General features: G+C 59.3%; 16 protein-coding genes. 5 read left to right on the forward strand and 11 right to left on the reverse strand.

Annotated features, from left to right (window positions below):
• Positions 1–21 precede the first annotated feature (21 nt).
• Both rcsC and gyrA read right to left on the reverse strand, forming a co-directional pair.
• Positions 22–2874, reverse strand: a complete 2853-nt coding sequence (rcsC, locus tag JS46_RS10350) for a two-component system sensor histidine kinase RcsC (RefSeq protein ID WP_033750424.1) — start codon at positions 2872–2874, stop codon at positions 22–24.
• Positions 2875–3069: 195 nt separating this feature from the next.
• The gene (gyrA, locus tag JS46_RS10355; protein ID WP_033750427.1) at positions 3070–5709 is read right to left on the reverse strand and encodes a DNA topoisomerase (ATP-hydrolyzing) subunit A; all 2640 of its coding nucleotides are present in this window, start codon (positions 5707–5709) and stop codon (positions 3070–3072) included.
• Between the two features lie 177 nt (positions 5710–5886).
• On the opposite strand from gyrA, the gene ubiG reads away from it, so the two are divergent.
• The 4 genes from ubiG to yfaE all read left to right on the forward strand — a co-directional run bounded on the left by ubiG (position 5887) and on the right by yfaE (position 10768).
• Positions 5887–6615, forward strand: coding sequence for a bifunctional 2-polyprenyl-6-hydroxyphenol methylase/3-demethylubiquinol 3-O-methyltransferase UbiG (gene ubiG, locus JS46_RS10360; protein WP_033750429.1), 729 nt, complete (start codon positions 5887–5889; stop codon positions 6613–6615).
• A 395-nt stretch (positions 6616–7010) separates the two neighbouring features.
• Positions 7011–9296, forward strand: a complete 2286-nt coding sequence (gene nrdA / locus JS46_RS10365; RefSeq protein WP_033750432.1) for a class 1a ribonucleoside-diphosphate reductase subunit alpha — start codon at positions 7011–7013, stop codon at positions 9294–9296.
• A 78-nt stretch (positions 9297–9374) separates the two neighbouring features.
• The gene (gene nrdB, locus JS46_RS10370) at positions 9375–10505 is read left to right on the forward strand and encodes a class Ia ribonucleoside-diphosphate reductase subunit beta (RefSeq protein ID WP_033750434.1); all 1131 of its coding nucleotides are present in this window, start codon (positions 9375–9377) and stop codon (positions 10503–10505) included.
• A 2-nt stretch (positions 10506–10507) separates the two neighbouring features.
• A complete protein-coding gene (gene yfaE, locus JS46_RS10375; protein ID WP_033750437.1) occupies positions 10508–10768 on the forward strand; it encodes a class I ribonucleotide reductase maintenance protein YfaE in 261 nt (86 codons plus the stop codon).
• Positions 10769–10949: 181 nt separating this feature from the next.
• Here the strand turns inward: yfaE and JS46_RS10380 are convergent, their stop codons facing one another.
• Positions 10950–12146 carry a nicotinamide mononucleotide deamidase-related protein YfaY gene (locus tag JS46_RS10380; protein WP_033750442.1) on the reverse strand — a complete coding sequence of 399 codons (1197 nt, stop codon included), beginning with the start codon at positions 12144–12146 and terminating at the stop codon, positions 10950–10952.
• Positions 12147–12313: 167 nt separating this feature from the next.
• Entirely contained in the window at positions 12314–12625 is a 312-nt protein-coding gene (gene elaB, locus JS46_RS10385; RefSeq protein WP_033750444.1) for a stress response protein ElaB, read from the reverse strand.
• A gap of 272 nt (positions 12626–12897) precedes the next feature.
• On the opposite strand from elaB, the gene JS46_RS10390 reads away from it, so the two are divergent.
• Positions 12898–14556 (forward strand): glucan biosynthesis protein D, encoded by a 1659-nt coding sequence (locus tag JS46_RS10390; protein ID WP_033750447.1) that lies wholly within the window; start codon positions 12898–12900, stop codon positions 14554–14556.
• Between the two features lie 35 nt (positions 14557–14591).
• Here the strand turns inward: JS46_RS10390 and JS46_RS10395 are convergent, their stop codons facing one another.
• The 7 genes from JS46_RS10395 to nuoI all read right to left on the reverse strand — a co-directional run bounded on the left by JS46_RS10395 (position 14592) and on the right by nuoI (position 21525).
• Positions 14592–15041, reverse strand: coding sequence for a GNAT family N-acetyltransferase (locus tag JS46_RS10395; RefSeq protein ID WP_033750450.1), 450 nt, complete (start codon positions 15039–15041; stop codon positions 14592–14594).
• Between the two features lie 63 nt (positions 15042–15104).
• Complete coding sequence (nuoN, locus tag JS46_RS10400; RefSeq protein ID WP_033750453.1) at positions 15105–16562, reverse strand: NADH-quinone oxidoreductase subunit NuoN; 1458 nt, start codon at positions 16560–16562, stop codon at positions 15105–15107.
• Between the two features lie 6 nt (positions 16563–16568).
• On the reverse strand, positions 16569–18089 hold the full coding sequence (nuoM, locus tag JS46_RS10405; protein WP_033750456.1) for an NADH-quinone oxidoreductase subunit M: 1521 nt from the start codon (positions 18087–18089) through the stop codon (positions 16569–16571).
• Between the two features lie 212 nt (positions 18090–18301).
• On the reverse strand, positions 18302–20137 hold the full coding sequence (nuoL, locus tag JS46_RS10410) for an NADH-quinone oxidoreductase subunit L (RefSeq protein ID WP_033750458.1): 1836 nt from the start codon (positions 20135–20137) through the stop codon (positions 18302–18304).
• A complete protein-coding gene (gene nuoK / locus JS46_RS10415; protein WP_003854236.1) occupies positions 20134–20436 on the reverse strand; it encodes an NADH-quinone oxidoreductase subunit NuoK in 303 nt (100 codons plus the stop codon). The genes nuoL and nuoK overlap by 4 nt, the downstream gene beginning before the upstream one ends.
• Positions 20433–20972 (reverse strand): NADH-quinone oxidoreductase subunit J, encoded by a 540-nt coding sequence (gene nuoJ / locus JS46_RS10420; RefSeq protein ID WP_033750465.1) that lies wholly within the window; start codon positions 20970–20972, stop codon positions 20433–20435. Before nuoJ ends, nuoK begins: the two co-directional genes overlap by 4 nt.
• A gap of 10 nt (positions 20973–20982) precedes the next feature.
• Positions 20983–21525, reverse strand: coding sequence for an NADH-quinone oxidoreductase subunit NuoI (gene nuoI, locus JS46_RS10425; RefSeq protein WP_033750468.1), 543 nt, complete (start codon positions 21523–21525; stop codon positions 20983–20985).
• Between the last annotated feature and the right edge of the window lie 12 nt (positions 21526–21537).

A 21537-nucleotide genomic window follows, 5' to 3' on the forward strand; every position in this document is an offset into this window, starting at 1 on the left:
CGTCACGATGCTGACGTCCGCCTACCCTTCCCGCGCTTTTCTTACCCGCTCCGCGTAAACCGCCAGCGTTGTCTTCAGCACGTCCAGCGTCACCGGTTTCGACAGGCAGTTATCCATGCCGGCCTCCATACAGCGCTGCTTCTCTTCTGCCAGCGCGTTGGCGGTAACGCCGATCACCGGGAAAACGTGACCAAGCTGACGCAGCCGCTGCGTCAGCCGGTAGCCGTCCATATTCGGCATGTTGACGTCGCTCAGCACGATATCGATCTCGCTGCGGCTGATGACGTTAAGCGCGTCGACGCCGTCCTGAGCGGTTTTCACCTGATAGCCCAGCGTACCGAGCTGCTCCGACAGCAGCATGCGGTTAATGGGATGGTCGTCGACAATCAGGATCATAATATCGTCGTTGCTGATCACCTCTTCTGCCGGCGCAGAGAGCGCAAGGTTGGTCGCCGTGTCGCTCTGAATGGCGATGCGGTAGATACGCGCCAGCAGGCTCGGCAGCTCGTGCGGCGTCGCCGTGCTGTGCAGCCAGCGTCCCGGCGCGATTTCACGCGGCATATCGATATGGGCGCCGCTGAAGATAATGACCGCCCGTAGCGTCTGCTCGCCTTCTGGCTCATAGTCGGTGATCAGCACGTCGTCGCTGCCGCCTTTGCCGTTATACGGCAGGATAGCGATGCCCTGCTGCTGCAGATCGCGCTCGATAAAACTGGCGAGATAGTCGTTGCGCATATCGATCCACAGGGTTTTGTCATGCAGCCCGTCGAGCAGCGGCGGCGCAGGGTGCTGGCCGTTATAGACCGGAATACGCACGATAAACTGGCTGCCCATGCCGGGCTCGGAGTCCACCTCGATATCGCCATCCATCATATTGGTCAGCTTTTCGCAAATAGCCAGGCCCAGGCCGGTGCCCTGGAAGTTGCGCTGCACGCCGTTGCCCACCTGGAAGAAAGGATCGAACAGCCGCGTAACCTCTTTGCCTGGAATCCCCACGCCGGTATCGCGAATGCGAAACGCCAGATAGCCCTCTTTCACATAGGCATGCAGAATAATGCAGCCGGTGTGGGTGAACTTGATGGCGTTGTTAAGCAGGTTGGAGATCACCTGCTGCAGCCGCAGCGGATCGCCATCCAGCGCCAGCGGCACGTCATGCTCGATAAAGCAGTAAAGCGTCAGCCGCTTTTTCATCACCAGCGAGAGATAGTTGCCGGCGATATGGCTGAGGACTTCGCGCGGCGAGAAGGGACGCGGCTCGATCTTCAGCTGCTCCGACTCAATCTTGGAGAAGTCGAGAATGTCACTGATGATCTTCAGCAGCAGACTCGACGAGTTGTTCATCGCGGTGACCAGCGAATCGACCTCTTTCGGCAGCTGCTTAGTCTGCAGCAGGTCGAGGTTGCCGATAATGCCGTAGAGCGGCGTGCGCAGCTCGTGGCTGACGGTGGCGAGGAACATTGACTTCGACTGGCTCGCCTGTTCCGCCGCCTGCGCCATCTCCTGCAGCGACTGCTCCATGCGCACGCGCGCGGAGACGTCCACCAGCACGCAGATCGCCACGTTTTCGTTGCGGTAGCGCGAGTGCACAAAGCTGATCTGCAGGTTGGTGTTGCTGCCGGTCAGCACGTCGACGAAGTTGACCTGCTGACTGCCGATAATTTCATTGAGCCGCTGGCGATCTTCCTGCGTCAGCAGCGTCAGGTAGTTGTGCGCCAGCTCGTTGCTGAGAATATTGGTGCCGTCGCGGGTGCGCAGAATGCAGATGCCCACCGGCGCCGAGGCGACGATTTTGCGGTTGAACTGCTCATGCTCCTCCAGCCGGTGCGCATTCTCCTCGGCGGGCAGGAACATCCGGCGCTCAAACAGCCAGGCCAGGGTAAAAAGCACAATCGCGCTGAGCAGATTGAGCAGCAGCGCGTTGATGATCATCAGCTTGAGCTGATCCACCAGCACGCGGGTCGACACCGACCACACCACGTTGAGATCGGAAGGCGGCAGCGGCTTTTTCAGCACCAGCTGGCGATAGCCGTCAAGATAACCGAACCAGCTGGTGTCGTCCGACAGATCGTTAAGCGAGAAGCCGGCGCCGCCGCGACGCGACGTCAGCAGCGGCCGGTAATTTTCATCGATAATGGTGGCCACCACCGGCAGGCTGCCGGGCTGAATAAACTCGTCCAGCCGGATATTCTGCTCGACGCCCAGCAGCGCCTGCAGCTTATTGGCGACGTAAACCGGCACCATCATATAAAAGGTGCCGACACCGGGCTGCGCGCTGGCGTTAATCCAGTAGACGGGGTTGCGGCGCTCTTCGTCGTTGCCGTTGCGATAGCGCAGCACGCGCTCGCGCAGCGCCTTGAGGCTGCGTTCGCGATCCACGTTGCTGCTGCCGATAGTGAAGTCCGCCAGGCACTGGCTTTCGCCGCCGATGAAAAAGACGCGGTTCAGCTCGTAGGTGGAGGCGAAGTTGCTTTTCCAGTAGTTAATGTAGTAACTGAGCGAATCGAGCGAGTTGCGCCAGGTATTGCTCATCGAGGAGCAGTCGCCGTCGGAAAAGAGCGGCGTAAACTGCGGCAGCGTCGATTTGCCCGGCAGCACACCGTTAATCATATCCAGGCCGCTGCTGGCGCTGGTGAGGCGATTTTCAGTGATGTACTTCAGCTCGCGCATTATGTCGGCGGAGTGGCGCACATACCATTCCGCCTGGCCATAGTTGCTGGCGAACTCTTGCCGTACGCTGCTCTCTTTGTCATGCAGCACGCTGATGATAAAGAAGGTGGTCAGCACCGCGCCCAGCGTCCAGAGCAGCAGCGCCAGCGCACGGAACAGGTAGCGCGAGATGCGCAGCGTGGTTCGGAAAGAGACCAGATATTTCAAGGGAAACTCACTACGGCAAGGTTAATGACGGGCTGGCTTCAGAATGCTCATTACACTAGCTTTATCAGGGGAGAAAAGCCAGTCGGCATCTGCGCTTAACGTGCCGCGCCGCAAAAAGCAACGGCAGGTCGGGTTGCCCTTTCCTGCCGTAAAATTGAGTGCCGCCTTCCCTGGCGGCGGCGCAAGCGTGAAGCGTTACTCTTCTTCGTCCGCTTCCGGCGCGTCGTCTTCAGCTTCCGCTTCCGGCGCGATATCTTCCTCGCCTTCCGCTACGCTACCGTCGATAGCGTCGAGCTCTTCCTCTTCCACCGGTTCGGCCACGCGCTGCAGACCCACTACGTTCTCATCTTCCGCGGTACGGATCAGGATCACGCCCTGAGTGTTACGGCCGACGATGCTGACCTCGGAGACGCGGGTGCGCACCAGCGTGCCGGCATCGGTGATCATCATGATCTGATCGCTGTCCACCACCTGCACCGCGCCAATCACCGGACCGTTACGTTCGGTGACTTTAATGGAGATCACGCCCTGGGTGGCGCGCGAACGGGTCGGGTACTCGCTAATCGCGGTACGCTTGCCGTAGCCGTTTTGCGTCACGGTCAGAATGGCGCCCTCTTCACGCGGCACGATCAGCGACACCACGCGATCCCCTTCCGCCAGCTTGATGCCGCGCACGCCCGAGGCGGTACGGCCCATGGCGCGAACGGCATTCTCTGCGAAGCGCACCACTTTGCCGCCGGCAGAGAAGAGCATCGCCTCGTCGTTGCCGTTGGTCAGCGCCACGCCGATCAGCTCGTCATCTTCGCGCAGGTTCACCGCGATGATGCCCGCGCTGCGCGGACGACTGAACTCCTGCAGCGCCGTTTTCTTCACGGTGCCGCTGGCGGTCGCCATAAAGATGTTGAAGCCTTCGGTGTATTCGCGCACCGGCAGGATGGCGGTAATGCGTTCGTCAGGCTGCAGCGGCAGCAGGTTGACGATCGGACGACCGCGCGCCCCGCGGCTCGCTTCCGGCAACTGGTAGACCTTCATCCAGTAGAGACGGCCGCGGCTGGAGAAGCAGAGGATGGTGTCGTGGGTGTTGGCCACCAGCAGACGGTCGATAAAATCCTCTTCTTTGATGCGCGCCGCCGACTTGCCTTTGCCGCCGCGACGCTGCGCTTCGTAGTCCGAAAGCGGCTGATACTTCACATAGCCCTGATGCGACAGCGTAACCACCACATCTTCCTGATTGATCAGGTCTTCGATGTTGATGTCGGCGCTGTTGGCGGTGATCTCGGTGCGGCGTTCGTCGCCGAACTGGTCGCGCATGGCGATCAGCTCTTCCCGGATCACTTCCATCAGACGCTCGGCGTTCATCAGGATATTCAGCAGCTCGGCGATCTGCTCCAGCAGCTCTTTGTACTCATCGAGCAGTTTTTCATGCTCAAGTCCGGTGAGCTTCTGCAGACGCAGATCGAGGATCGCCTGCGCCTGCTGTTCAGTCAGGTAGTAGCGACCGTCGCGGATGCCGAACTCGTCGTCCAGCCACTCCGGACGCGCGGCGTCGTCGCCCGCGCGCTCCAGCATGGCGGCGACGTTGCCCAGATCCCACGCCTGCGCGATCAGGCCCGCTTTCGCTTCGGCCGGGTTCGGCGCGCGACGGATCAGTTCGATAATCGGATCGATGTTAGCCAGCGCGATCGCCAGACCTTCAAGGATGTGCGCGCGGTCGCGCGCTTTGCGCAGTTCGAAAATAGTACGGCGCGTGACCACTTCGCGACGATGGCGCACAAAGGCTTCGAGGATCTCCTTCAGCGTCATGATCTTCGGCTGGCCCTGATGCAGCGCCACCATGTTGATGCCGAATGAGACCTGCAGCTGCGTCAGCGAGTAGAGATTGTTCAGCACCACTTCGCCGACCGCATCGCGCTTCACTTCAATCACGATGCGCATGCCGTCTTTGTCCGACTCGTCGCGCAGTGCGCTGATGCCTTCGACGCGCTTCTCTTTTACCAGCTCGGCGATCTTCTCAATCAGACGCGCTTTGTTGACCTGGTAAGGGATCTGGTGCACCACGATGGTTTCGCGGCCGGTTTTGGCGTCGGTTTCCACTTCACCGCGCGCGCGGATGTAAATCTTGCCGCGTCCGGTGCGATACGCCTCTTCAATGCCGCGACGGCCGTTGATGATGGCGGCGGTCGGGAAATCGGGCCCCGGAATGTGCTCCATCAATCCTTCGACGCTGATATCTTCGTCGTCGATATAGGCGAGGCAGCCGTTGATCACTTCCGTCAGGTTGTGCGGCGGAATATTGGTCGCCATCCCTACCGCGATGCCGGAGGAACCGTTCACCAGCAGGTTGGGGATTTTGGTCGGCAGAACTTCAGGGATCTGCTCGGTGCCGTCATAGTTCGGTACGAAGTCGACGGTCTCTTTTTCCAGGTCTGCCAGCAGATCGTGCGCGATACGCGACATGCGCACTTCGGTATAACGCATCGCCGCGGCGGAGTCGCCGTCGACGGAACCGAAGTTGCCCTGTCCGTCCACCAGCATGTAACGCAGGGAGAAAGGCTGAGCCATGCGGACGATGGTGTCGTAAACGGCGGAATCCCCGTGCGGGTGATATTTACCGATGACGTCACCGACCACACGGGCGGATTTCTTATAGGGTTTGTTCCAGTCGTTACCCAGTTCGCTCATCGCGTAGAGCACGCGGCGGTGGACAGGCTTCAGGCCGTCACGAACATCGGGTAAGGCTCGGCCAACAATGACCGACATGGCGTAATCGAGATAGGAGCTCTTTAACTCTTCTTCGATATTGACCGGTGTAATTTCTCTTGCAAGGTCGCTCATGGAGCCGCATTCCCTCTACATATGCCCGGATTTTAAAGGTGCGAAAGTATATCACACACCAGCCCGCTGGTGAACGTTAACCGCCGTTTTCCGGCGCTTTTCGTCGCGCCGGAAAGGTGCCCCCGAAAGCAATAAGCGTTTATACTCAGTCAACATTTTTTCTGGAGTAATGATTCAATGAATGCACAACCGCAGGAAACGCAGCCCAACGTCGATGCGCAGGAAATCGCTAAGTTTGAGGCGGTCGCCTCACGCTGGTGGGATCTGGAAGGCGAATTCAAGCCTCTGCACCGCATTAACCCGCTGCGCCTGGGCTTTATCGCGCAGCACAGCAACGGTCTGTTCGGCAAAAAAGTGCTGGACGTCGGCTGCGGCGGCGGCATCCTGGCGGAGAGCATGGCGCGCGAAGGCGCCGAGGTGACCGGTCTTGATATGGGCGCCGAACCGCTGCAGGTGGCGCGCCTGCACGCGCTGGAACAGGGGGTGACGCTCGACTACGTGCAGCAGACGGTAGAAGATCACGCCGAGGCGTTCGCCGGCCAGTATGACGTGGTGACCTGCATGGAGATGCTGGAGCACGTGCCGGATCCGCGTTCGGTGGTGCACGCCTGCGCCCGTCTGGTGAAGCCGGGCGGCGAGGTGTTCTTCTCAACCATCAACCGCAACCCGAAGGCCTGGCTGATGGCGGTGTTCGGCGCGGAGTATGTGCTGCGCATGGTGCCGCGCGGCACCCACGACGTGAAGAAATTTATCCGTCCGTCCGAACTGCTGGGCTGGGTCGACGAAACCGCGCTGCGCGAGCAGCACATCATCGGCCTGCACTACAACCCGCTGAGCGACAAGTTTCGCCTCGGCCGCGGCGTCGATGTGAACTACATGGTGCATACCCGTCACGTGAAAAAGTAACCCGCTGGCGCGCAAGGCGATTGCGCGCCTGTTAACTTGCCCCCATCGGTTTTTCTCTCTCTGTCGCTCCGCCGCTAGTCGGTTGTCGGGAAAAAACACAGCGATGTGCGAAAAATCAGCGGTCGATCAAAATCTCGAATTTTTTACCCTGGCAGTTGACACGCCGTTGGGCCTTATAAGTCGCGGGGTTAAGAAATTCCGCACAAAATACAAGCCCCAGGGTCATCATTTTTCTGTCTTGTTATCTGGCGGCAGGTCACTAGAATAACCTCCATATTGTTACTCAATCTCTCCCAACCCCCAACATATAGTGTTTATCCACAGAATTATTCACATTGAATAACCCTGTGAATAAACAGGGGACTCTTTTTCACTTACGGATGGTATAACGCGACATGAATCAAAGTCTGCTCGTTACTAAACGCGATGGCCGCCAGGAACGCATTGATCTCGATAAAATTCACCGGGTACTCGACTGGGCCGCTGAAGGGCTGAACAACGTCTCTGTCTCCCAGGTCGAACTGCGTTCCCATATCCAGTTCTACGATGGCATCAGAACTTCTGATATTCATGAGACCATCATCAAGGCCGCAGCAGACCTGATCTCGCGTGACGCGCCGGACTATCAATACCTTGCTGCCCGCCTGGCGATTTTCCACCTGCGTAAAAAAGCCTACGGCCAGTTTGAGCCGCCGAAGCTGTACGATCAGGTGGTGCGCATGGTGGAGATGGGCAAATATGACCCTCATCTGCTGGAAGACTACACGGTTGAAGAGTTCGAGCAGATGGACGGCTTTATCGACCACTGGCGCGATATGAACTTCTCCTATGCGGCGGTCAAGCAGCTGGAAGGCAAATATCTGGCGCAGAACCGCGTCACCGGCGATATCTACGAGAGCGCGCAGTTCCTCTATATCCTGGTCGCCGCCTGCCTGTTCTCCGGCTATCCGCGTGACACCCGTATGGATTACATCAAGCGCTTCTACGACGCGATCTCTACCTTTAAGATTTCGCTGCCGACGCCGATCATGTCCGGCGTGCGCACCCCGACGCGCCAGTTCAGCTCCTGCGTGCTGATCGAGTGCGGCGACAGCCTTGACTCCATCAACGCCACCTCCAGCGCCATCGTGAAGTATGTGTCGCAGCGCGCCGGCATCGGCATCAACGCCGGCCGCATTCGCGCGCTGGGCAGCCCGATCCGCGGCGGCGAAGCGTTCCACACCGGTTGTATTCCGTTCTATAAGCACTTCCAGACCGCGGTGAAATCCTGCTCGCAGGGCGGCGTGCGCGGCGGCGCGGCGACACTGTTCTACCCGATGTGGCATCTGGAAGTAGAAAGTCTGCTGGTGCTGAAGAACAACCGCGGCGTGGAAGGCAACCGCGTGCGTCACATGGACTACGGCGTGCAGATCAACAAGCTGATGTACACCCGTCTGCTGAAGGGCGAAGAGATCATCCTGTTCAGCCCATCCGACGTGCCTGGCCTGTACGACGCTTTCTTCGCCGATCAGGACGAGTTTGAGCGCCTCTACACCAAATATGAGAAAGACGACAGCATCCGCAAGCAGCGTGTAAAAGCGGTCGATCTCTTCTCGCTGATGATGCAGGAGCGCGCCTCTACCGGCCGTATCTACATCCAGAACGTTGACCACTGCAACACCCACAGCCCGTTCGACGCCAGCATTGCGCCGGTGCGCCAGTCTAACCTCTGCCTGGAGATCGCGCTGCCGACTAAACCGCTGGAAGATGTCAACGACGAGAATGGCGAAATCGCCCTCTGTACGCTGTCGGCGTTCAACCTCGGCGCAATCGAGAGCCTGGACGATCTCGAAGAGCTGGCGACCCTGGCAGTACGCGCCCTCGACGCCCTGCTCGACTATCAGGACTACCCGATTCCGGCCGCGAAGCGCGGCGCGATGGGCCGTCGTACCCTGGGTATCGGCGTGATCAACTTCGCTTATTACCTGGCGAAGAACGGCGTGCGCTACTCCGACGGCAGCGCCAACAACCTGACGCACAAAACCTTCGAAGCGATTCAGTACTACCTGCTGAAGGCCTCGAACGAGCTGGCGAAAGAGCAAGGCGCCTGCCCGTGGTTCAACGAAACCACCTACTCGCAGGGCATTATGCCGATCGATACCTATAAAAAGGATCTCGACAGCATCTGCAACGAGCCGCTGCACCTGGACTGGGACGGCCTGCGCGAGTCGATCAAGACGCACGGTCTGCGCAACTCAACGCTTTCCGCGCTGATGCCGTCCGAGACCTCGTCGCAGATCTCCAACGCCACCAACGGCATCGAGCCGCCGCGCGGCCATATCAGCATCAAAGCCTCTAAAGACGGCATTCTGCGTCAGGTGGTGCCGGAGTATGAGCGTCTGAAAGATCAGTACGAACTGCTGTGGGAAATGCCGTCCAACGACGGTTATCTGCAGCTGGTCGGCGTGATGCAGAAGTTTATCGATCAGGCGATCTCCTCCAACACCAACTACGATCCGTCGCGCTTCGCCAACGGCAAGGTGCCGATGAAGCAGCTGCTGAAAGATCTGCTGACCGCGTACAAGTTCGGCGTGAAAACGCTCTACTACCAAAACACCCGCGATGGTGCGGAAGACGCGCAGGACGATCTGGCGCCTTCTATCCAGGATGACGGTTGCGAAAGCGGCGCTTGTAAGATTTAAGGTTGGGCGGGAGCACGCCTCCCGCCTGCGTTATTTCACGGGGCCGCGCTGCGCCCCGTCTACATTTGGACAGTTTGTATGGCTTACACTACGTTCTCACAGAATAAAAACGATCAGCTAAAAGAGCCGATGTTCTTTGGTCAGTCCGTCAACGTGGCGCGCTTCGACCAGCAGAAATATGACATTTTTGAAAAGCTGATTGAAAAGCAGCTCTCCTTTTTCTGGCGTCCGGAAGAGGTCGACGTCTCGCGCGACCGCATCGACTATCAGGCGCTGCCGGAGCATGAGAAGCATATCTTTATCAGCAACCTGAAATACCAGACCCTGCTCGACTCGATTCAGGGCCGCAGCCCGAACGTCGCGTTGCTGCCGCTGATTTCCATTCCCGAGCTGGAAACCTGGGTCGAAACCTGGGCCTTCTCCGAGACTATCCACTCGCGCTCTTACACCCATATCATCCGCAATATCGTCAACGATCCGTCGCTGGTGTTCGACGATATCGTCACCAACGAGCAGATCCTCGCGCGCGCGCAAGATATCTCTAAGTACTACGACGATCTGATCGAGATGACCAACTACTGGCATCTGCTGGGAGAAGGCACCCATCAGGTTAACGGCAAGAGCGTGACCGTAAATCTGCGCGCGCTGAAAAAGCAGCTCTATATCTGCCTGATGAGCGTTAACGCGCTGGAGGCGATTCGCTTCTACGTCAGCTTCGCCTGCTCTTTCGCCTTCGCCGAACGCGAGCTGATGGAAGGCAACGCCAAGATTATCCGTCTGATTGCCCGTGACGAAGCGCTGCACCTGACCGGCACCCAGCATATGCTGAACCTGATGCGCACCGGCGAAGACGATCCAGAGATGAAAGAGATCGCCGCCGAATGCCGTCAGGAGTGCTTCGATCTGTTCAAGAAGGCGGCCGAGCAGGAGAAAGAGTGGGCGGAATATCTGTTTAGCGGCGGTTCGATGATCGGCCTGAACAAAGATATTCTCTGCCAGTACATCGAGTACATCACCAATATCCGTATGCAGGCGGTGGGCCTGGATCTGCCGTTCCAGACGCGCTCTAACCCGATTCCGTGGATTAACTCCTGGCTGGTATCGGACAACGTGCAGGTCGCGCCGCAGGAAGTGGAAGTGAGCTCCTACCTGGTGGGTCAGATCGACTCAGAAGTGGGCGAAGACGACTTTAACGATTTCCAGCTGTAAGTATGAGCCGTGCCGTTATTATCCTGCGCAGCTCCGGCCAGCGGCTGGAGTGCGCAGAGCATCACCCTAACCTGCTGACGACGCTGGAAGCGCATAACCTGTGCGTGGAGTTTCAGTGTCGCGAAGGCTACTGCGGTTCATGCCGCACGCGCCTGGTGAAGGGCGAAGTTCACTATGCCGAAACGCCGCTGGCGTTTGTGGAGCAGGGCGAGATTTTGCCCTGCTGCTGTCTGGCGAAAGGCGAGATTGAAATCGAGCTATAGCAAGTTTTGTTGCCTGCGATAACCGTGCCAGCGCAGGTGTCATGGCCCGATCGCAAAGACGCAAAAAGCGGCATCCCTGCCAGCTCGGCCCGCCCCATCCCTGGGGCGGGACGCTTTGCTCCTCGGGCCATGACACCCGCGCCTGAGCTTTTTTGCGGTCTGTTAGCAATGACAGTGCCCTTTACAGCTTCACCGACTCCAGCACGTCAATCCAGCCGTGGCCGGTGCTGACCTCGCTGCCGTGCAGCCAGCGGCGCAGCATATTCATCGCCATCATCGCCACCACCTTTTGCCGCGTCTCCAGATTATGCCGACCGTGGGTAAACTTCACCCGCTGTCCCCAGCTCGCTTCCGGCGTATGCAATGCCAGCGACACTTCGCCCTCTTCCAGCGCGCCGGTCGACAGCGCCAGCACCGTACCCTGGTGCGCCGCCAGCGCGCGCGTGCGCTGCACCTGCTCCTCCAGCCCCTCCTGATACGCCGGCAGAATTTCCGCCGCGCTCAGCGGCACCTCTGCCGCCGCCAGCTGCCAGTGCAGTAATCCGGCGGTGTACTGCTCGCTGAGCGCCAGACGGAAGCCGCGATCTTTGAGTTCACGCGCCAGCAGCGCCGGCAGGCCTTCCGTGCCCTCAAAAATAGTGCACTCCGCCAGCAGCAGACGCACCTGCTGCCAGACCTGCTCCATCGCCACGCGCTGGGAGGCCGGTCCGGTGAGTTTGATTTCGATAATCGGCATTGAAGAGCGATAGCCCATCACCACGCCCTCCGGCAGCGCCAGCGGCTCCAGCTCGGCGGCGATATCGCTCTCGCCGCGGCCGAAGGTGGTAAGGCGCAGGCAGAGCGGCGGTTCAGGCAGGTCGAACTGCTGCTTGAGGCGCGGCAGAATCTGCTGCTCCACCATCACCTTAAACTCAGAGGGCACGCCGGGCGTAAAGAAGATCCAGCAGCGATTTAGCCGCAGCGCAAAGCCACAGGCGGTGCCGACCGGATTATCCAGCATTTCGGCATTGGCAGGGATCTCCGCCTGCTTGCGGTTGCTCGCCGCCATCACGCGGCCGCGGCTGGCGAACCAGGCCTCGATGTTGTCCAGCCACGCCTGATGCATCACCAGCTCGACGCCGCTGGCTTTCGCCGCCGCCAGCGCGCTGAGATCGTCGCTGGTCGGGCCGAGGCCGCCGTTGACGATCAGCACATCCGCCACCTCGCTGCGCGCCTGCAGCGTTTCCACCAGCGACGATAGCGAATCGCCTACCGTGCTGCGGCTGCTCATCGGCAACCCGTTCTGAAACAGCACATCCGCCAGCCAGGCGGCGTTGGTATCGACGATTTGGCCGTGCAGCACCTCATCCCCTGTAGACAGCATCTCGACTCTTATCACGTTGTCATCTCCTTTTGTCCATCGATCTACTGTAGGAAGCGCGTTGAGTAAACTCAACACAATAGTGCGCATTTCGCTTCAGCGAGCAGTAAGGGGCAAAACAAGAAAGGAATGCGAGGAAGGGAAAAACAAACGGCGGGTCGCCCCGCCGTTTTGAGCAGCTCGTCTTAGCGACGCGCCAGCAGCAGGCCGAGCACCAGACCGGCGGCTGCGCCGATGCCGATACCCTGCCAGGGTTTCTCATGCACGTAGTCGTCGGCGCGGTAGGCGACGTTTTTCGCGCGATAGTAGTAGCTGTCGGAAGCCTGGCTTACGCGTGACTTCACATCTTCCAGCGCCTGCTCCGCTTTGGTTTTGAGCTCGATGTACTTCTGATCGGTCGGATCGCCTGACGACTTCAACACTTCTTCCAGCGTCTCGGTCAACAGCGCCAAATCATCATCCAGATTGGTGTCGAAAGCTTCTGTCTCTTTTACCATCATTTCCTCCGTGTCATTTACAAAGCAGTCTTTTAACTATAGCGGCAAAATCGCCGTTTGCAGGATGGTTTCACCAGGATTCCCCCGAGTTTCCCTTAGCGCGACCTCTGACGAAATTCCTCGGCCTTCTTGATTAATCTGATAAATTTAAGGCGGACTGAATTTTTCACCTGGCAGACTGTCGTACCCTGCTGTTATCTGCGCTTTTACATCACCTGCGCGCAGAGCAGGACAGTCACAACACACTCGAACGCTAAGGAATAATTTCTGGCATGAATCGAAGAATGTTTATGAAAGCGTCAATGGCCTTCTCCGCCGTCAGCGGCATGACAGGCCTGTCCACGCTGTTTGCGCAATCCGCCTGGGCAGAAGATGGCATTGCAGACGGTGCCGCCGTGCGCTTCGATTTCGATGTACTGAAAAAGAAAGCCGCCGCGCTGGCGAAGCAGCCCTGGGGTGGCGCGCCGGGCGCGCTGCCAGAGACGCTGGCGACGCTGACGCCGCAGGCGTACAACGAAATTCAGTACGACGCCGGTCACTCGCTGTGGAACAACATCCCCGATCGTCAGCTCGACGTGCAGTTTTTCCACGTCGGCATGGGTTTTAAGCGCCGCATCCGCATGTTCTCGGTCGACGCCGACAGCCGCGAAGCGCGCGAGATCCACTTCCGCCCGGAACTGTTCAACTACAACAACGCGAAGGTGGATACGCAGCAGCTGGTGGGCAAAAACGATCTCGGCTTCGCCGGCTTCCGCGCCTTTAAAAAACCTGAGCTGGCGCGCCGCGATATCGTCTCTTTCCTTGGCGCCAGCTATTTCCGCGCCGTGGACGACACTTATCAGTACGGCCTCTCCGCGCGCGGCGTGGCGGTCAATACCTTCAGCAACGGCGGCGAGGAGTTTCCCGACTTCACCGCATTCTGGTTCGAAACGCCGAAAGCAGACGACACCACCTTTGTCGCCTATGCCCTGCTGGACGGCGCCAGCATTACCGGTGCCTATAAGTTCACTATTCACTGCGAGGCGAACCGCGTAGTCATGGAGGTGGAGAACCATCTCTATGCGCGCAAAGAGATCCGTCAGCTCGGCATCGCGCCGATGACCAGTATGTTCAGCTGCGGCACCAACGAGCGCCGTATGTGCAACACCTATCATCCGCAGATCCACGACTCCGATCGCCTGGCGATGTGGAGCGGCAGCGGCGAGTGGATCGCGCGTCCGCTGAATAACCCGCAGAAGCTGCAGTTTAACGCCTATCAGGATGAGAACCCGCGCGGCTTCGGCCTGTTGCAGCTCAATCACGATTTTAAAGATTATCAGGATGTTATCGGCTGGTATGACAAGCGTCCCAGCCTGTGGGTCGAGCCGGTCGGCAAATGGGGCAAAGGCGCCATTAATCTGATGGAGATTCCCACCACCGGCGAAACGCTGGATAACATCGTCTGCTTCTGGCAGCCGTCCGAGCCGGTGAAGGCGGGCAGCGAGTTCAGCCTCTCCTACAAACTTTACTGGAGCGGCCTGCCGCCGGTGCGCAGCGGTCTCGCGCGCGTCGACGCCACCCGCACCGGCATCGGCGGCTTCCCGGAAGGCTGGGCGCCGGGCGAGCACTTCCCTGAGACGTGGTGCCGTCGCTTCGCCATCGATTTCGTCGGCGGCGATTTAAAAGCGGCCGCGCCGAAGGGCATCGAGCCGGTGATTACCCTGTCATCCGGCACCTTTAAGCAGGTGGAGATCCTCTACGTCGAGCCGATGAACGGCTATCGCATCCTGTTCGACTGGTATCCAGAGAGCGACGCCACTACGCCGGTTGAGATGCGTCTGTTCCTGCGCACGAAAGATGAAACCCTGAGCGAGACCTGGCTCTATCAGTATTTCCCGCCGCCGGCGGATCAGCGCAAATATGTTGATGACCGCCAGATGACAGTGGGCTAAAAGAGAAACGGCGAGCTTTTTAGCTCGCCGTTTTTTTATTTGCGCATATCAATATGCGGAATATTGTCTTCCAGATAGATCTCGCCGACCGCCTGAAAACCGAGGCGCCTATAGAAATCCTGCAGGTGCGCCTGCGCCGACAGATAAACTCCGCGCCCCGGCCAGTGCCTTTCGCAGCTGCGCAGCGCCTGCTCCATCAGCCGGTTGCCGAGATTGATTCCCCGCGCGCTGGCGGAGACGATCACGCGCCCAATCGCCACCGGGGCGGCCTCGTCCGCAGGCGTCAAAATACGCGCGTAGGCCACCAGCTCGTCGCCGCGCATCCCCAGAATATGGCGGTTATCCGCCACCAGATCCTGACCGTCGACGTCCAGATAGGGACAGGTCTGCTCCACAATGAACACTTCGCAGCGCAGCGCCAGCAGCGCATAAAGCTGCTGCGCGCTCAGTTCGCTGTGATGTCTGTCCTGCCAGCTGATATCCATAGGCTCTCCTGAAGGCAAAAAAAATCAGGCCCGTGGGCCTGATTTCACAAGGGTAAACGCAGTTTACATCAGCGGCTGCGCCATCTGCACCAGCGTAATCAGCGGCTGCGGATAAACGCCGAGCAGCAGCACCAGAATCGCTGAAATCAGCACTACCACGCCGCCAGCGGTAAACGCCCAGTTGGCCGGGGTGTCGCGCGTATGCAGCTCCGGCGGACTGAGGTAGAGACTCACGGTCACGCGCAGGTAGTAGTAGAGGCCGATGGCGCTGCCGACAACCACAGCCGCCGTCAGCCACCACAGCTTCGCGTTGACGCCGGAAGCGATCACGTAGAATTTGCCGATAAAACCGAGCGTCATTGGAATGCCGGCCAGCGACAGCATCATCACCGTCATCACCGCCGACAGCACCGGACGGTGCCAGAACAGGCCGCGATAGGAGTAGAGCGAATCGGCGTCCGGGCCGCGGTACGGGCTGGACATCAGACTGACGACGCCAAACGCACCCAGGCTGCTGAACAGGTAGCCCGCCAGGTAAACGCCGGCGGTCTCCAGCGACAGCTGATGGGTTTTCACCGCGATCAGCGCCACCAGCAGATAGCCGAGGTGCGCAATCGAGGAGTAGCCCAGCAGACGTTTGATGTTGCTCTGCGAAATCGCCATCAGGTTGCCGAACAGAATCGACACGAAGGCGATTAGACCCAGCACCGTGCGCACGGCCTCGCTGTCGGTCAGCGGCGCGTACATAAACAGACGCATAATCACGCCGAAGATGGCGATCTTGCTGGCGGTGGCGAGGAATGTCGACACCGGCGCAGGCGCGCCCTGATAGACGTCCGGGGTCCAGAGGTGGAACGGCACCAGCGACAGCTTAAAGCCGAGGCCGATAATCATCATGCCGAGACCCACCAGCAGCAGCGGCTGCTGAATCATGGCGTCGTTCAGGCTCTCTCCCAGCTTCACGAAGCTCAGACTGCCGGAATCGGCATAGATCAGCGCGATGCCGAACAGCAGGAAAGAGGAGGCGGCCGCCGACAGAATGGTATATTTCAGCGCCGCTTCCAGCGAACGTTTCTGGCGGAAGGCGTAGCCGATCATGCCGAACAGCGGCAGCGACAGCAGCTCGACGCCGATAAACAGCGATGCCAGATGATTGGCGCTCGCCAGCACGATGCCGCCCAGCGCCGCAATCAGCACCAGCAGATAGAACTCATCCTTGTTGTCCGGGAAACCGGCCAGCCAGGGATAGGCGAAGGTACAGGTCGCCAGGCTCGCCAGGATCACCAGCGCGGTGTAGAACACGGCGTAAGGATCGACCCGCAGCAGCGGCGTCACGTCCATGGCGCCCGCCTGCCCCACAAACCAGAGCGAAACCAGCGCCAGGTTGAGACCGATGACCGTCAGCGTGGCGTTAACAAAATGGTTGCGTCGCCAGGCAATGGACAGCATCACAACCACCACCGTCAATCCGACGATCAACAGCGGCAGCAACGCGATCAATTGTTGAAAAGTTATTGTCATGGCGAATTACGGCCTTGTAGTTGAAATTGAAGCGGTAAACCACTGCTGAATATTGCTCATGGCGGCATGGGACGTATCCAGAATCGGCTGCGGGTAAACGCCCAGCAGCACCAGCAGAACCACCAGCACCATAATCATCGTAAATTCACGCGGCGACATGCCGGGCAGCGGATCTTTCGACTTCGCTTCGCCGTAGTAGGCACGCTGCATCATGATCAGCGAGTAGACCGAGGCGAACACCAGGCCGAAGGTGGCGATAACGATAATTACCGGCACCACCTGGAAGCTGCCCGTCAGGATCATAAATTCGCCGGCGAAGTTACCGGTGCCCGGCATCCCCAGATTCGCGACTGCAAAGAAGAGCGACAGACCGGGAATCCACTTAATGCGCGACCAGAGACCGCCCATCTGACGCATATCGCGCGTATGCAGACGCTCATAGAGCTGACCGCACAGAATAAAGAGCGCGGCGGCGGAGAGGCCGTGCGCAATCATCTGCACCACCGCGCCCTGGAAGGCGAGCTGGCTGCCGGTGTAGATAGCGATCAGCACGAAGCCCATATGGGAGATCGAGGTGTAGGCGATCAGGCGCTTGATATCGGTCTGCGAGAAGGCCATCCAGGCGCCGTAGAAGATGCCGATAATGCCCAGCCACATGGCGATCGGCGCAAATTCCGCCGAGGCGTTGGGGAACAGCGGCAGGCTAAAGCGCAGCAGGCCGTAAGCGGCGGTTTTCAGCAGGATGCCGGCGAGGTCAACCGAACCTGCAGTCGGCGCCTGGCTGTGGGCGTCCGGCAGCCAGCCATGCAGCGGCACCACCGGCATTTTTACCGCGAAGGCGATAAAGAAGCCCAGCATCAGCAGATATTCCACCGTATGCGACATCGGCGTTTTCAGCAGCTGCTCGTAGTTGAACGTCCAGACGCCAGTAGCGTTGTAGTGCACGAACACCAGCGCCAGAATGGCAATCAGCATCACCAGACCAGAAGACTGGGTATAGATGAAAAACTTGGTGGCGGCGGTGATACGGGTTTTACCGTCGGATGCCTTATGACCCCAGAGCGCGATGAGGAAGTACATCGGCACCAGCATCATCTCCCAGAAGAAGAAGAACAGGAACATATCGATCGCCAGGAAGACGCCGATGACGCCGCCCAGAATCCACATCAGGTTAAGATGGAAGAAGCCCTGATACTTCTCGATTTCGTTCCAGGAACAGAGCACCGCCATCAGGCCGAGCAGTCCGGTCAGCACCACCATCAGCAGCGACAGGCCATCCAGCGCCAGATGGAAATTAATGCCGAAACGCGGGATCCAGGAGGCGGAGAACTCCGACTGCCACTGCGGCATGCCTGCGGCCTGCGTCAGTGAATAGCCGCCCTGCAGCCAGAGCTGCAGCGAAATCGCCAGCGTCAGGCCCATGGTGATCAGGGCTATCCAGCGCGGCGTTTTCGCGCCGAGGCGCTCAGCCAGCCAGCAGAGCAAGCCGCCGACGAATGGAATGATTATTAGCCAAGGTAGTAGCACTGAAGTCTTTCCCTTTTTTCTGCCTGTTTTCGGGCTATCTTGCTTGTCATTTTTGCCTCCGGCAGTGCTCGCAATCCTCACGTACTTCAGTACGCTCCGGTTGCTGCGCGCTGGCGGTGCCAAAACTGACTGCGCCGATAACGCCCTCATATTGGGCAATTTTTAACATTCTTGACCTGGGGCGACTCGCCGAGCCGCCCCGCTCATCAACCTTACACCACCAGCATCAGCGCCAGCACTACTACGGCGCCTACGCTCATCGAGGCGACATACCAGCGCAGATAGCCGTTTTCGCTGACCACCAGACCTTTGTTGGCGATACGCGACACCAGCGCAGGCAGGTTCATCACCGCATTCAGCGGATCGCGCTGCAGCAGCCAGGCGATACCGAGATAGGGTTTGACGAACACTTTGTCATAGAGCCAGTCGAAGCCCCAGGCAGCGAACCACCAGGTGCCGAAGAAGCGGCCCGGCGCGCTGTTGGCGACGCGGTTGACCAGCTGACGTTTGCCCAGCCAGAGCGCGGCGGCGATCAGGATACCGACGACGGCGACCACGCCGGAGGCGATCTCCAGTCCGACCTTGCCCGCTTCGCCGGTTTCGCTGTGCGGCAGCACGCCCGCCAGCGGCGGCGTGATCAGCGCGCCGACGAAGGTCGACAGCACCAGCAGCACGATCAGCGGCAGATGATGAGTAATCCCTTTGCCCGCATGCGCGTGGATCTTCTCTTCGCCGTGGAACACGATGAAGATCATGCGGAAGGTATAAATCGAGGTCAGGAAGGCCCCCACCAGGCCAGCCATCATCAGATTGATATGGCCGTTCGCCAGCGCGCCAAACAAGATTTCATCTTTACTGTAGAAGCCTGCGGTAATCAGCGGCAGCGCAGCCAGCGCGGCGCCGCCCACCAGGAAGCAGGCGTAAACCAGCGGAATGCTCTTACGCAGGCCGCCCATTTTAAAGATGTTCTGCTCGTGATGGCAGGCGAGGATCACCGAACCTGAAGAGAGGAACAGCAGCGCTTTAAAGAAGGCGTGCGTCATCAGGTGGAAAATCGCTGCGTCCCACGCCTGCACGCCGAGCGCCAGGAACATGTAGCCGATCTGGCTCATGGTCGAGTAAGCCAGCACGCGTTTGATGTCGGTCTGCACCAGCGCAGCGAAGCCCGCCAGCACCAGCGTAATGGCACCAACGATGCCGACCAGATGCAGCACGTCCGGCGTCAGCAGGAACAGGCCGTGGCTGCGGGCGATCAGGTAAACGCCCGCGGTTACCATGGTCGCGGCGTGGATCAGCGCCGACACCGGCGTCGGACCGGCCATCGCGTCCGCCAGCCAGGTTTGCAGCGGCAGCTGCGCCGATTTACCTACCGCGCCGCCCAGCAGCATCAGCGTCGCCCACTGCAGCATATGGTTGTCCGCCGCAAAGTGCTGCGGCGCCAGCTCCATCATCTCGCGGAAGTTGAGCGTGCCCAGTTCGTTGTAGAGGATAAACAGCGCAAAGGCGAGGAAGACGTCGCCGACGCGGGTGATGATAAAGGCCTTCATCGCCGCTTTGCCGTTTTCCGGGTTGCTGTAGTAGAAGCCGATCAGCAGATAGGAGCAGAGCCCCACCCCTTCCCAGCCGAGATACATCAGCATCAGGTTGTCGGCCAGCACCAGCACCACCATGCTCGCGATGAACAGGTTGGTGTAGGCGAAGAAGCGGGAGTAGCCCTCTTCGCCGCGCATATACCAGGAGGCGAACATATGGATCAGAAAGCCGACGCCGGTCACCACCGACAGCATGGTGAGCGACAGCCCGTCGAGCGTCAGATTGACTTTAATGTCGAAGTTGCCGACCTGCATCCAGGTCCAGAGCGCCTGGTTAAAGGGCTGCTGGCCATTGGCGAAAAAGTCGATGCCGACATAGAGCGTTACCAGCGCCGCCAGGCCCACCGAGCCCATACCGATCGCGGCCGACAGGTTCTCCGACCAGCGACCACGGGAAAACGCCAACAGCAGGAAGCCGATTAGCGGAAACAGGATTGTTAAGTAGAGAAGATTCATCCGCGCATCTCGCTCACAGTATCAATGTTCAGCGTCTGACGACGACGATAGAGCTGGAGCAGCAGCGCCAGGCCGATGCTGGCTTCCGCCGCCGCAAGGCTGATCGCCAGGATATACATCACCTGCCCATCCGCCTGTCCCCAGTAGCTGCCTGCGACGACCAGCGCCAGCGCGGCCGCGTTGATCATAATTTCAAGGCCGATCAGCATAAACAGCAGGTTGCGGCGTATCACCAGTGATGTCAGTCCAAGGACAAACAGCACGGCGGCAAGAATTAAGCCGTGTTGTAACGGGATCATGCGTGCTCCTCCTTATTGGCGTCGCGGTTGCTCAGCACTTCGCCCTGGCGCTCTTCGCGTCCGACGTGGAACGCCACCACCAGACCCGCCAGCAGCAGCATAGAGGCGAGTTCTACCGCCAGAACGTAAGGACCGAACAGGCTGATGCCTACCGCTTTGGCGTCGATGACCGTGCCGTCGATGCCCTGATCGTTGGCGGTCAGAATGGCGTACACCATTACCACCAGCAGCAGCAGCGAGACGATGCCGGGACCAATCCACAGCGAGGGCTGCAGCCAGTCGCGCTCCTGCTTCACCGTGGCGTTGCCCAGGTTAAGCATCATCACCACGAAGACGAACAGCACCATAATGGCGCCGGCGTAAACGATGATCTCCAGCGCGCCGGCGAAATAGGCGCCGAGGGAAAAGAAGACGCCCGCAACGGAGAGCAGCGACACGATCAGGTACAGCAGCGCATGTACCGGATTGGTGTGGGTAATGACGCGCAGCGTCGTCAGCACCGCCACCAGTCCGCAAAGATAAAACGCAATTTCCATGCCGGGCTCCTTAAGGTAACAAGCCTTTGACGTCGATGGGTTTGGCTTCGTTTTCGGCGTCGCCCTTCTCTTTCCCTTCGATCGCCATACCTGCCATGCGGTAGAAGTTGTACTCGGGATATTTGCCCGGACCGGAGATCAGCAGATCTTCTTTTTCATACACCAGATCCTGGCGCTTGAATTCGCCCAGCTCGAAATCGGGCGTCAGCTGAATCGCGGTGGTCGGGCACGCCTCTTCGCACATTCCGCAGAAGATGCAGCGCGAGAAGTTGATGCGGAAGAATTCCGGGTACCAGCGGCCATCTTTGGTCTCTGCTTTCTGCAGCGAGATGCAGCTAACCGGACAGGCTACTGCGCAGAGGTTACAGGCGACGCAGCGCTCTTCGCCGTCGGGATCGCGCGTCAGCACGATGCGACCGCGATAGCGCGGCGGCAGATAAACCGGCTCTTCGGGATACATCTGCGTTTCGCGTTTGGCGAAGGCATGCATGCCGATCATCCAGATACTGCGCACTGTCGTGCCGAAGCCAACGACAATATCTTTTAAAGTCATCTCAAAAACCCC

The sequence above is a fragment of the Pantoea sp. NGS-ED-1003 genome, from assembly GCF_000738765.1.
Lineage (GTDB): Bacteria > Pseudomonadota > Gammaproteobacteria > Enterobacterales > Enterobacteriaceae > Pantoea > Pantoea septica.